Below are 11,540 nucleotides of genomic sequence, written 5' to 3'. Positions count from 1 at the left end.
ATTAACGGTTGACACCTCGGCGTTGCTCTGTAGAATGCCGCCACACAGACGCGGGATGGAGCAGTCTGGTAGCTCGTCGGGCTCATAACCCGAAGGTCGTCGGTTCAAATCCGGCTCCCGCAACCAAACATCAAAAAAGGCTACTCGAAAGAGTGGCCTTTTTTGTATCCGCTGAAAAAGTTCTTTTGAAACAATGGCATGGCATCTTTCATGAAACCGTACGCGGTTTGTAGAGTCCATCTCATTGCAAACTATGCTCAACACTTCTCTGCGACCAATGGGCGCTGTCGCCGGACCCGGTGATACGCGTTAATATTTGTAATTATTTTGTCCATAGGGATTGGTAACTTGGCTGGATACCCCCATCCTGTCGCGCACAATCCACGAGGTGATTGATGCGCGCCAACTCGTCTGAACCACAAGACCCTGTCACAGCGACACAACCGATCACTCCCACCCGTTTGCACTGGCTGGATCTGTTGAGCAAATACCGTCAACCCATCGGGCTGGCCGTCACGCTGTTGCTGTTCGCTATCGCCCTGATCGCCTGCCGTCACCTGCTGCTTGAGCTGGACCTGTACGCGCTCCATGACTCGATCCTGGAAGTGCCGAAACCGTCCTTGCTGGGCGCACTCGCCGCCGCTATCGCCGGCTTCATTATTCTGCTGGGTTATGAGTTTTCCGGTGCCCGCTATGCTGGCGTGAAGCTGCCAGCCAAAACCTTGGCCCTCGGCGGGTTTACCGCCTTTGCCATCGGCAATGCGATCGGCCTGTCGATGCTCTCCGGCGGCTCGGTGCGTTACCGTTTATATGCACGTCATGGCATCGGGGCGTCAGAAGTTGCCCACATGACGGTGTTCGCCAGCCTGGCCCTCGGTTGCGCCCTGCCCCCGCTCGCCGCCCTGGCCACCCTGAGCAACTTGCCGGCGGCCGCCAACGCCCTGCACCTGCCGGCCAGCCTGCTAGGCGGAATCGCCGGGGCCGTCCTGTTGCTATCGGCGGTGCTGTGCATCGGTATTTATCGTCGCCGCCTGCCAGAACAACCTTATCCGGACAATCTGCTGGTCAAGGCGGGTCGCCGAACCCTGCGCCTGCCCGGCCGACGCCTGACCTTCCTGCAACTGATCATCACCGCCCTGGACGTCGCTGCCGCCGCCACCGTGCTTTATATGTTGCTGCCGGAAGCACCACCTTTTGGGCCGTTCCTGCTGGTCTACCTCTTAGCCCTCGCCGCTGGCGTGCTCAGCCATGTACCAGGCGGTGTCGGTGTGTTCGAGGCCATTTTGCTGGCAGCCTTCGCCGACAAACTCGGTGCCGCACCATTGGCCGCCGCCCTGCTGCTGTACCGGATGATCTACGTGGTACTGCCACTGCTAATCGCCTGTGTGTTCCTGCTGGTCAATGAGGCCCAGCGTCTGTTCCAGACCCAACAAAGTCTGCGGGTCGCTTCGGGCTTGGCCGCGCCCGTGCTGGCGGTACTGGTTTTTTTGTCCGGCGTGGTGCTGCTGTTCTCCGGCGCCACCCCGGAAATCGACTCGCGCCTGGAAAACATCGGTTTCCTGATTCCTCATCGCCTGATTGACGCCTCGCACTTCGGTGCCAGCCTGATCGGTGTGCTATGCCTGTTGCTGGCCCAGGGTTTGCGTCGACGCCTGTCGGCGGCCTGGATGCTGACGATGGTCTTACTGCTGACCGGCGCCCTGTTGTCGCTGCTCAAGGGCTTCGACTGGGAAGAAGCCAGCCTGATGACCATGACTGCCGTACTGCTGGCGATCTTTCGGCGCTCCTTCTACCGCGCCAGCCGCCTGACCGAACTGCCATTCTCGCCGCTGTATCTGGTGGCCAGCGTCTGCGTACTCGGCGCGTCGATGTGGCTGCTGCTGTTCGCCTATCAGGACGTCCCCTACAGCCATCAACTCTGGTGGCAGTTCACCCTCGATGCCAACGCCCCGCGCGGCCTGCGCTCGCTACTGGGTGCTGCGGTACTGCTGGTGATTGTGTCCCTGACCTGGCTGCTGCGCACCGCCCGCCCGGTGATCCACCTGCCGACCCCGGATGAGCTGGAGCGTGCCACCAAAATCCTGATGGCCTCGGCGCAACCCGACGGCGGCCTCGCGTTGACCGGTGACAAAGCGCTGCTGTTTCACCCCAACGACGAGGCGTTCCTGATGTACGCCCGCCGTGGCCGCAGCCTGGTAGCACTCTACGACCCGATCGGCCCGACCCTGCAGCGGGCCGAGATGATCTGGCAGTTTCGCGACCTGTGCGACATTCACCATGCGCGCCCGGTGTTCTACCAAGTCCGGGCCGAGAACCTGCCCTTCTACATGGACATCGGCCTGACGGCGATCAAGCTGGGCGAAGAAGCCCGCGTCGACCTGAAACGCTTTGACCTGGAAGCCAAGGGCAAAGAGATGAAGGACCTGCGCTACACCTGGAACCGCGGAAGCCGGGATGGTCTATCCCTGGAGATTTTTGAGGCGGGCCAGGCACCGATGGATGAGCTGAAAGTCATCTCCGATGCGTGGCTGACCGGCAAGAACGTCCGGGAAAAAGGCTTCTCCCTGGGACGCTTCAGCGACGACTACCTCAAGCACTTTCGCATCGCGATCATTCGCTTCGAAGGGCGCACGGTGGCCTTCGCCAACCTGCTCGAGACCTACAATCACGACCTGGCCAGTCTCGACCTGATGCGTGCGCACCCGGACGCGCCGAAGCTGACCATGGAATTCATGATGGTCGGCCTGATTCAACATTATAAGAGTCACGGCTACGCCCGTTTCAGCCTCGGCATGGTGCCGTTGTCGGGCTTGCAACCACGACGCGGTGCGCCCTTGACCCAACGCTTGGGTTCGATGGTGTTCCGCCGTGGCGAGCAACTGTATAACTTCCAAGGCTTGCGCCGCTTCAAAGACAAGTTCCAGCCTGACTGGGAACCCCGTTACATGGCCGTGCCCGCAGGACTTGATCCGCTGGTGGCACTGGCCGATACCGCCGCCCTGATTGCAGGCGGCTTGACTGGATTGGTGAAACGCTAATGATTCGACGCTCCTGGCGGTATGTATTGGCATTTTTGGTGGTACTGGCACTGATCCTCGGTGCCGGCTACTGGTACTGGAATCGCCCGGCACCGCAACCAACGCTGGAACAGTTCCCACAAGCCGACGGTACCGTGCTGACCCGCGTAACGCCTGGCACCGCCCCCAAGGCCCGGGTGGCCGTGGCCGTGATGGCCGACGAAACCCTGACTGACAGCCAACTGATCACCCTGAGCCAGGGCGGTGCCGCGCAGATCGTCCAGGTGATCCTGCCCAAAGACGACTGCAAGCTGCAGGAACAAGCCCTGCAAACCGCCCTGGGCCAACTCACAGGCCCGGCGACCCTGGTCAGCGGCATCGGCCCTGGCGCAGCCCTGGCCTGGCGCTGGCTGGCCACGCAGAACGACGACAAGGCCAATGCCATCTCCGTCGGCTTCACCCTGGTTCAGGAAGGCTGCAAGGACCCGTTGCCGAAAACCTCGGCCCACGGCAGCTGGCTGGTGGCATGGAACGATAACCCTGACGATGAGAGTGCCAGTTTCGTACGGGACACCCCGCGCGCGACCACCAGCATCAGCGACTACGACATTCACTTCCCACAGATCCTGAACAACGAGCTGCGCAAACAACTGGTGGGTTCGGACAATGGCGGGCTGGCGATTCCTGTGGTGGAAGTGCCTGCCGGCCAAGCCAAAGACACCGTTACCCTGTTCCTGTCCGGTGACGGCGGCTGGCGCGACCTGGACCGTGACGTGGCCGGGGAAATGGCCAAGATCGGCTACCCGGTGGTCGGCATCGACACCCTGCGCTACTACTGGCAGCACAAGACCCCGGAACAGAGCGCCAAAGACCTCACCGAGCTGATGCAGCACTATCGGCAGAAATGGGGCACCAAACGCTTCGTGCTGACCGGTTATTCGTTTGGTGCCGATGTGCTGCCAGCGATCTACAACCGCCTGCCGGAAAGCGAACAGCAACGGGTCGATGCGATCATCCTGCTGGCCTTTGCCCGCACCGGCAGCTTCGAAATTGAAGTCGAAGGCTGGTTAGGCAACGCCGGTAAAGAAGCCGCCACCGGCCCGGAAATGGCCAAACTGCCAGCTGATAAAGTGGTGTGCATCTACGGCGCCGAGGAAGTCGACGAGAGCGGCTGCACCGACAAGACTGCCGTAGGTGAAGCCATGAAGCTGCCTGGCGGCCACCACTTCGACGAGAACTATCCGGCGCTGGCCAAGCGCTTGGTGGATATCATCGAAAAGCGCCAGGGTAAAGCGAAGGAAGAGTGATTGAGTAGCCAGCGCTACTCGGTCAAATGTGGGAGCGTTCCAAATCAAGTAGCCCACAAAAAAGCCCCCGCTGCCGCAAGGCAACGGGGGCTTTTCATTGGGCTTACATTTCTACCTGAGTACCTAGTTCGATCACCCGGTTCACCGGCAGCTTGAAGAAACGCAGGTTGCCGTTGGCGTTCTTGAGCATGAAGGCGAACAACGCTTCGCGCCAGCGCGCCATACCCTCGAGCTTGGAGGCGATAACCGTCTCACGACTGAGGAAGTAGGTGGTACGCATCGGGCTGAAATCCAGATCGTCCAGGTGACACAACTTCAGGGCCAGCGGCACATCCGGCTCATCGGTAAAGCCGAAATGCAGAATCACCCGGAAGAAGCCATCCCCGTAGGAATCCACCTCGAAGCGGCGCTGGGCCGGAACCCGTGGGATGTCTTCATAAACCACTGTCAGCAGTACCACCTGCTCATGCAACACCTGGTTATGCAGCAGGTTATGCAGCAAGGCGTGGGGCACCGCATCGGGCCGCGCTGTGAGGAACACCGCGGTGCCCTGGACCCGATGAGGTGGCTGCACACGGATGCTGCTGATGAAGATCGGCAGCGGCAACCCACCCTCATCGAGGCGCTCTACCAGCAATTGCTTGCCGCGCTTCCAAGTGGTCATCAACACGAACAGCACGATCCCCGCCAGTACCGGAAAGGCCCCGCCCTGGACGATCTTCGGCACATTGGCGGCGAAGAACAGGCCATCGACCAGCAGGAAGCCCAGCAATACCGGAACTGCCAGCACCGGAGGCCATTTCCACAGCAGCAACATCACCGCCGATACCAGGATCGTGGTCATCAGCATGGTCCCGGTCACTGCCACGCCATAGGCCGAAGCCAGGGCACCCGAGGACTCGAAGCCCAGCACCAGCAGGATCACCCCAACCATCAGCGCCCAGTTCACCGCGCCAATGTAGATCTGGCCCTGCTCGGCACTGGAGGTGTGCTGGATATGCATGCGCGGGATGTAACCCAGCTGTATCGCCTGACGGGTGAGAGAGAAGGCGCCGGAAATCACCGCCTGGGACGCAATCACCGTCGCCAGGGTCGACAACACCACCAATGGGATCAGCGCCCAGCTCGGCGCCAGCAGGTAGAACGGGTTGCGCGCCGCTTCCGGATCACCCAGCAGCATGGCGCCCTGGCCGAAGTAATTGAGCACCAGCGCCGGCAGCACCAGGATGAACCAGGCGCGGGCGATAGGCTTGCGGCCAAAGTGGCCCATGTCGGCGTACAGCGCTTCGGCCCCCGTGAGTGCCAGCACCACGGCGCCGAGGATCGCTACGCCGATGCCTGGGTGCACCATGAAGAAACGCACACCCCACGCGGGATTCATGGCACTGAGCACCTCAGGGTGCTGGAGGATGCCATAGACCCCCAAGCCACCCAGCACCAGGAACCAGGTCACCATGACTGGCCCGAACAGCTTGCCAATGCGATCGGTGCCATGTTTCTGGATCAAAAACAGCGCCACCAGCACCACCAGTGCCACGGGCACGACCCATTTTTCCAGGCCGTCGAACGCCAGCTCCAGACCTTCGATGGCCGACAACACGGAAATCGCCGGGGTGATCATGCTGTCACCGTAGAACAACGCCGCGCCGCACAGGCCGCAGACCACCAGGAAACCACGCAACCGTGGGTGATCCGCGGCGGCACGTCGGGCCAGCGCCGTCAGCGCCATGATGCCGCCCTCGCCCTGGTTGTCGGCCCGCAGCACGAACAGCATGTATTTGATCGATACCACCCAGATCAGCGACCAGAAGATCAGCGCCAGAACGCCCAGCACGCCGTCATGGTTGACCTGCACCCCATAACCGCCGTTAAACACCTCTTTGAGGGTATAGAGCGGGCTAGTGCCGATATCGCCGTAAACCACCCCCACCGCGGCCACCAGCATGCCGATCGGCTTTGCGCTGGAATGCTCGGCACCTGCTGCCTGACTACTTGCCTGACCCATTAACCACTCCTGCCCTTTTTTGACCTGAGGTCTTTTATAAACAGCACATCCGTAGACCGGCGCCTAAACTGTGCACAGCATGCGCTGTTTTACTTCTCGTTACAGACGATTTATTGACCGCGGGGTTTCACCCAGACGCAACGGCGCGAAGCATAGCGCAGCACTCGTCGTATTTCCCTGCATAAAGCTGGTCAAGAGCGATTCCCGTCGATAGAATTGCGCACTTTTTGATCAGAGGCGCGCCAAGTGCCCGTCCGCTGCCTTGCCCTTCACGGCGGCAGCGTCATTCAATACCGAGGTTAGACATGTCCACCACCATCGCAAAAGCCAACCCCAAGGTCGGCTTTGTATCCCTGGGCTGCCCTTAAGATATTTAAAGAGAACAAATAATCTACGCACAAAAAAAGGCCCTGAGCAGCAAGGAAATCCTTACTACTCAGGGCCTTATGATCTACACCCGACGCTCAGCCGTGTCATAAACCTCTTTATCTCGTCTAGCACCCACAGCCACAATCAGAACCTGGATGGCCTTGCCGTCGACACGATAGACGATCCTCGTGTCCCCAGCTCTGATTCTTCGACAGCCCGCTAGGCTGCCCCGTAGAGGCTTGCCACTTTTATCTGGCTCGCCATTGATAATCCGCTCCTCAATCACATCCAAGATACGGTTAGCACCAGCAGCACCTAGCTGATCAAGATCGTCCCGAACATCCGGATGATAAATAACCCCCCAAACCATCCAGCCCCCTCATTAATCGTTATTGCTATACCGCGCACGCATCTCATCGTGGGCAATCGCATTGGCTTTATCAAAGCCGATCAACCTCTCACGGGCGGTCGCTTCAACCCGCAGGTTCTCAAGCTCGTCTAGCATTTCCTGATAGGCGTCCACATTAATGATGACCGCAGCAGGCTCGTTATCCTTGAAGACCACGAGCCGCTCGATTGTCCGGCTAGACACCTCTTTAAGCTTCGCACTGAAGCTCCTGACCATGGCCGTAACTGATACAGCCTGATCAGCACGCTCTAACAACGCCATTCCGTTCCTCCAACGCGAACTAAAGCTATCAAAACCACATACTCATGTACATGTATTTGTGCGCATATTATTACACACTATTCAACACCATACCACACTATCCCACACCAAATGGAACCTCGCCTTAAGGCTTGCAGAGTCCGAACATCGTCTCTCTGCCTTTATTCGTAGCCAATGCACACGAATCGGTTTAGCCTCCTTACAGAACTGTATATAAACACAGCAAAGGAGAGCTTAACCATGACCAGAAAAATTACCGACTTGGACCAGGCTCGCAGCCTAAAAAAAGCCGAAATTGACAAGGGATTTTGGCTGTTCGCTGAGGATCTTTCTCTTGGCTTTTCAAAAGCCCACTGCGCGAAAGCGAGGGAAATGGTTGGTTGGTCCGTCGAAGCTCTGGCGTTTCGGTCCGAGGTATCAGTTAAAGCAATCAAAGAACTAGAACTGGGCGTCCGCAAACTCCGGCGAGTAACGATGCAAGCCTTGTCATTTAGCTTTGAAAAGGAAGGGCTGATCTTCATTCCAGGACACGAGCCAATGAGGGGCAGTAACTGCAGGGGCGGAACAACCAACCCTAGAGGAAGAGACGATTTTCATTTGATTGAATAAGCACTCAGCTTTTTCAAGCCGCTACGGGCGAGACCGACGTCTTCGCGTAACGCCCGTTAGCAGATAATGTCACCCGTCAGAACAGTCCGCCTAATGCCGCAGGCTCCCAGTTCATGATAACCAACTCACCGCTGATCTCGGCCTTGCCTTGCCGCTGGTTTGTCGTGGTGTATCGGATATCAAGAGTCTCGAAATGGAACCCCTCAAATACCCGCCGAATGTCCGGATGATCGTTGATGCTAACCATCACCTTGCCCTTGCAGCGCCGCATGAAGTCGGCCATACGCTCGTAATTCTCAAAGGGAAAATCCACACCATAACCGGCCGTCTGCCAGTAAGGCGGGTCCATGTAGTGGAAGGTATGAGCACGGTCGTAGCGTTCGGCGCACTCAAGCCAGCTCAGATTTTCAACATAGGTTCCGGACAGACGCTGCCACGCTGCCGAGAGGTTTTCCTCGATCCGCAGCAGGTTGATGGCCGGGCCAGTGGTCGCGGTACCAAACGTCTGCCCCGTCACCTTGCCGGCGAAGGCATGGTGCTGCAGGTAAAAAAACCGGGCGGCGCGCTGGATGTCGGTGAGAGTTTCGGGGCGGGTCATCTTCTGCCACTCGAACACCTGACGGGAACTGAGCGCCCACTTGAACTGGCGCACGAATTCTTCCAGGTGGTTCTGCACTACACGGTACAGCGTCACCAGGTCGCCGTTTATGTCGTTAAGGACTTCAACGGGCGCGGCCTGGGGACGCATGAAGTAGAGTGCGGCACCGCCGGCAAAGACTTCAACGTAGCATTCATGAGGCGGGAAGAGCGGGATAAGGCGATCGGCCAGGCGGCGTTTGCCGCCCATCCAAGGGATGATGGGTGAGGACATATGTTAGCAAGACCTTTGCTGTATGAATAAACAGTGCTAGGCTCACTCCGCTTTGTGCACGAAGCAGGAGCCTTGGCTGGACTTGCAGGGACTATCTGCGGGGAAGGTGGCCGGGCTGGATGTTGACGCATCCTGCCCGGCCGCTCCTTTTACTTCGGTGTAGAAACTTCTTTTGCGTAGGCCTGACAGGCCCGCAGGGCGATCAATCCTTGGTCGCCGGCATCGGTGATGCCGATAATTCGTTGAGCATACGCTGGGTCAAGTTCGGCTCTTGTGGTGCCATGAACCACGCGGCCGGTGGCGGTGGTGGTTGGCACTGAACAGCTGCTGGTGGCATCGGTGGCGGCGAGTACGACTGACAACCGCACATCAGCAGTAGCCAGCCGATCACGCAGGCGAGCCTGCTCACGTTGGGCATCGGATAATTCCTTGGTGTGTTGTTGGTCGGCTATAGCCAGGGCCTGCTCTGTGGACAGACGCTTGTCTTGTTCGGCGCGTGCCTGGGCGGTGGCGGCATTGCTGATGGTGCTCAGGTCCGTTTGGAACTGGGCCGCCTGCTCGACGAGCTGCTTGCCCATCCGCCAGTCCTGCACCTGCCAGGCGGCGCCAGCACCAATGCCGATCAGCAGCACGCACGAAAATAGGATCAGCGCGAACTTGTACTGCCTTACCAATTCGCCCATGACTCCTCCCAATTCGGCAGATCGACAGTTTGACCAGCCAGTGCATGCGTGCAGTCGCCCAGGTACTGGATTCGCCCATCGGTGACGAATGAGTGGCAGACAACATCCTTTCCATGCATCCCATAGAGCGATAGCACAGAAGGCGTGAACGTTGGCGACTCGGCGTTTCCGTTGTAGCCCCAGCGTGGGCCAGGGTCCATTCCAACATTCAGGCTGTGCGGAAGATCGCAACCCTTGCAGAAGAACCACAGCGAGCCGTCGGCAGCCTGGCCCAGGACGCGGGAGATCGTTTTTATTTCACTCATGCCAGCGCCCGCCGCACGCCTTCAGCCAGCACCGCGTCAGAGTAGGCATACCCCGCGTTCTCGTGATGAATGATCGCCTTGACGAAACCGGCCATTACCGACGGCTGGGCCAGGTCAACCTCGGCGCCCGGGCGAGTGCCGGTGTTCTCCTCCACAGCCCGCACGTACGCGGACGTATCGTTCTCCACCGAGGGCGCCCACCGACTGATGATGGCCCTGACCGTCTTCAACCCGTGCTTGCGCTGGTAAGTCAGCAGCACCTTGCCCAGCGCACGAATGCCGTTCTCCGGAGTGTCGAAGCGTGCAAACCGCTTCTCTACGGCCGGATCAGGCTTCAGTTGGCCCTGCCACTGGTTGGCTGGTTTGTAATCGATGTTTCCGGGGTTGCGGTTGCGCACCCCACGGGTTGCGGTGATAGGCATACTTTTCTCCAGGCGAAAAAAAACCGCTCAAGGCGGCAGTGTTGGGTGCGAGCTGCAGCAGCTGCAGATCGACATCAGGATTCGATATTCTTTTTAAAAGTAAGGTACGCCCGGGACGTCAAATGGCCGAAAGAAAAAACCAGCACCTGCACACCTGACTCGCCGCGACAATGTATCGCCACGTACAGTTCAATTTTTTTGCACCTGAAATGGCATTTCTAATGGCTTTTTAATGGTGCGAAGCGTAGATTCCGCCAAAAATATGGACTGAGTGGCACATGAAGCACATACAAGGATTCGACGAACTTAGGGCTGTTGCAGTCATAGCTGTGATGTTTTATCACCTTGGCTGGACTCAGTTTGGCTACGGGTGGGCGGGGGTTCCGTTCTTCTTTGTTATTTCAGGCTTTCTCATAACAGGGATATTGCTGGACAACAAAGACAGCCAGCCAGGAAACTACTTTTATACTTTTTACGCACGTAGATGCCTAAGAATTTTCCCCCTTTACTACTTGTATCTATTCGTTATTGCCCTGTGGTGCGCAGCACTAGGCGTTCAGACAAGCGGGTGGACACACTTCTTACTTTACCTTCAAAACTATTACCTTGGTGCGAATCAGTTCCACTTGGTTCCGGGCATGGAGTTGGGCCATACCTGGACGTTAGCTGTAGAAGAACAGTTCTATATGATCTGGCCCTTTCTGATATTCTTTGTAGGGCGACATTACCTTAAGCCAATGATTTTTTTCCTTATCACTGCATCTGTTCTTTCTAGATTTTGGATTGGCGAAAACACATCATATGTTCCTTTTGCACCGCTAACTTCAAATCTTGATACTTTGTGCCTCGGAGCATTACTCGCGATCATTTACAGAGAACGGAAGACAGCGCTTGGATGGGTCGCTTGGGGTTCTCTATTCTTTGGCGTTGGAATGATTGCTTACCAGGCGCAGGGTTCCCCCTTATCACTAAATGGTTCTAACAGTTGGTTCCAGTTAGGTTTGGCATTGCTTTTTGCCGGGATTGTGGGACTAGTTGTCACTGATAAAAAGATGACTATTCAATGGCCCCTACTAGTGGCCTGAGCGGTTAATTCATTTTTCTACAGGCGACGATATACTATGCGCCCAATGTCATGGATTGGTTATACGTATGCCTCGGCCAGCTGCTCCCTTCGCTTTAACGCCTTCTGATCTCATTACCCTGCAAGGTTGGATGAGGATGAGTACGCTGGGACAGGCCCTTGCCGAGCGGGCTCGCATCCTGCTTCTGCTGACTGATG

Annotated in this window: 11 protein-coding genes, 1 tRNA gene and 1 pseudogene; 6 read left to right on the top strand and 7 right to left on the bottom strand. The window is 57.8% G+C overall.

Going from position 1 to position 11,540, the window contains the following annotated elements; genetic code table 11:
* Positions 1-49 precede the first annotated feature (49 nt).
* From J7E41_RS27600 to J7E41_RS27590, 3 genes are all read left to right on the top strand, one after another.
* Positions 50-126, top strand: a tRNA-Met gene (locus tag J7E41_RS27600).
* A gap of 269 nt (positions 127-395) precedes the next feature.
* Positions 396-3,038 carry a bifunctional lysylphosphatidylglycerol flippase/synthetase MprF gene (mprF, locus tag J7E41_RS27595; protein WP_214997397.1) on the top strand — a complete coding sequence of 881 codons (2,643 nt, stop codon included), beginning with the start codon at positions 396-398 and terminating at the stop codon, positions 3,036-3,038.
* Positions 3,038-4,324, top strand: coding sequence for a virulence factor family protein (locus J7E41_RS27590; protein ID WP_214997396.1), 1,287 nt, complete (start codon positions 3,038-3,040; stop codon positions 4,322-4,324). The genes mprF and J7E41_RS27590 overlap by 1 nt, the downstream gene beginning before the upstream one ends.
* Before the next feature lie 103 nt (positions 4,325-4,427).
* Here J7E41_RS27590 and J7E41_RS27585 read toward each other — a convergent pair whose 3' ends face one another.
* The 3 genes from J7E41_RS27585 to J7E41_RS27575 form a co-directional block, all read right to left on the bottom strand.
* A complete protein-coding gene (locus J7E41_RS27585) occupies positions 4,428-6,329 on the bottom strand; it encodes a potassium transporter Kup (protein ID WP_214997395.1) in 1,902 nt (633 codons plus the stop codon).
* A gap of 451 nt (positions 6,330-6,780) precedes the next feature.
* A complete protein-coding gene (locus tag J7E41_RS27580) occupies positions 6,781-7,068 on the bottom strand; it encodes a type II toxin-antitoxin system RelE family toxin (RefSeq protein WP_214997394.1) in 288 nt (95 codons plus the stop codon).
* A gap of 12 nt (positions 7,069-7,080) precedes the next feature.
* A complete protein-coding gene (locus tag J7E41_RS27575; protein WP_251029723.1) occupies positions 7,081-7,368 on the bottom strand; it encodes a type II toxin-antitoxin system Phd/YefM family antitoxin in 288 nt (95 codons plus the stop codon).
* A gap of 240 nt (positions 7,369-7,608) precedes the next feature.
* Here J7E41_RS27575 and J7E41_RS27570 point away from each other — a divergent pair, with 240 nt between their 5' ends.
* Positions 7,609-7,977 carry a helix-turn-helix transcriptional regulator gene (locus J7E41_RS27570; RefSeq protein WP_251029722.1) on the top strand — a complete coding sequence of 123 codons (369 nt, stop codon included), beginning with the start codon at positions 7,609-7,611 and terminating at the stop codon, positions 7,975-7,977.
* A 76-nt stretch (positions 7,978-8,053) separates the two neighbouring features.
* Here the strand turns inward: J7E41_RS27570 and J7E41_RS27565 are convergent, their stop codons facing one another.
* The 4 genes from J7E41_RS27565 to J7E41_RS27550 form a co-directional block, all read right to left on the bottom strand.
* The gene (locus J7E41_RS27565) at positions 8,054-8,848 is read right to left on the bottom strand and encodes a DNA adenine methylase (protein WP_214997393.1); all 795 of its coding nucleotides are present in this window, start codon (positions 8,846-8,848) and stop codon (positions 8,054-8,056) included.
* Between the two features lie 149 nt (positions 8,849-8,997).
* Entirely contained in the window at positions 8,998-9,531 is a 534-nt protein-coding gene (locus J7E41_RS27560; RefSeq protein ID WP_214997392.1) for a lysis system i-spanin subunit Rz, read from the bottom strand.
* Positions 9,516-9,836 carry a DUF6527 family protein gene (locus J7E41_RS27555; protein WP_214997391.1) on the bottom strand — a complete coding sequence of 107 codons (321 nt, stop codon included), beginning with the start codon at positions 9,834-9,836 and terminating at the stop codon, positions 9,516-9,518. Before J7E41_RS27555 ends, J7E41_RS27560 begins: the two co-directional genes overlap by 16 nt.
* On the bottom strand, positions 9,833-10,258 hold the full coding sequence (locus J7E41_RS27550; protein WP_214997390.1) for a structural protein: 426 nt from the start codon (positions 10,256-10,258) through the stop codon (positions 9,833-9,835). Before J7E41_RS27550 ends, J7E41_RS27555 begins: the two co-directional genes overlap by 4 nt.
* Before the next feature lie 278 nt (positions 10,259-10,536).
* Here J7E41_RS27550 and J7E41_RS27545 point away from each other — a divergent pair, with 278 nt between their 5' ends.
* Both J7E41_RS27545 and J7E41_RS27540 read left to right on the top strand, forming a co-directional pair.
* Positions 10,537-11,343: an acyltransferase family protein gene (locus tag J7E41_RS27545; RefSeq protein ID WP_214997389.1), complete on the top strand. Its 807-nt coding sequence runs from the start codon at positions 10,537-10,539 to the stop codon at positions 11,341-11,343.
* Positions 11,344-11,410: 67 nt separating this feature from the next.
* Positions 11,411-11,540, top strand: a pseudogene (locus tag J7E41_RS27540) (IS630 family transposase); the annotation flags it as partial.

The sequence above is a fragment of the Pseudomonas fluorescens genome, assembly GCF_018614655.1.
Lineage (GTDB): Bacteria > Pseudomonadota > Gammaproteobacteria > Pseudomonadales > Pseudomonadaceae > Aquipseudomonas > Aquipseudomonas fluorescens_BX.
This window is presented reverse-complemented; position numbering and strand designations above follow the sequence as displayed.

Bases quoted from the DNA above. Each gene is read 5' to 3' on its own strand.
- mprF (WP_214997397.1), top strand. From the start codon at position 396: ATGCGCGCCAACTCGTCTGAACCACAAGACCCTGTCACAGCGACACAA.
- J7E41_RS27590 (WP_214997396.1), top strand. From the start codon at position 3,038: ATGATTCGACGCTCCTGGCGGTATGTATTGGCATTTTTGGTGGTACTG.
- J7E41_RS27585 (WP_214997395.1), bottom strand. From the start codon at position 6,329: ATGGGTCAGGCAAGTAGTCAGGCAGCAGGTGCCGAGCATTCCAGCGCA.
- J7E41_RS27580 (WP_214997394.1), bottom strand. From the start codon at position 7,068: ATGGTTTGGGGGGTTATTTATCATCCGGATGTTCGGGACGATCTTGAT.
- J7E41_RS27575 (WP_251029723.1), bottom strand. From the start codon at position 7,368: ATGGCGTTGTTAGAGCGTGCTGATCAGGCTGTATCAGTTACGGCCATG.
- J7E41_RS27570 (WP_251029722.1), top strand. From the start codon at position 7,609: ATGACCAGAAAAATTACCGACTTGGACCAGGCTCGCAGCCTAAAAAAA.
- J7E41_RS27565 (WP_214997393.1), bottom strand. From the start codon at position 8,848: ATGTCCTCACCCATCATCCCTTGGATGGGCGGCAAACGCCGCCTGGCC.
- J7E41_RS27560 (WP_214997392.1), bottom strand. From the start codon at position 9,531: ATGGGCGAATTGGTAAGGCAGTACAAGTTCGCGCTGATCCTATTTTCG.
- J7E41_RS27555 (WP_214997391.1), bottom strand. From the start codon at position 9,836: ATGAGTGAAATAAAAACGATCTCCCGCGTCCTGGGCCAGGCTGCCGAC.
- J7E41_RS27550 (WP_214997390.1), bottom strand. From the start codon at position 10,258: ATGCCTATCACCGCAACCCGTGGGGTGCGCAACCGCAACCCCGGAAAC.
- J7E41_RS27545 (WP_214997389.1), top strand. From the start codon at position 10,537: ATGAAGCACATACAAGGATTCGACGAACTTAGGGCTGTTGCAGTCATA.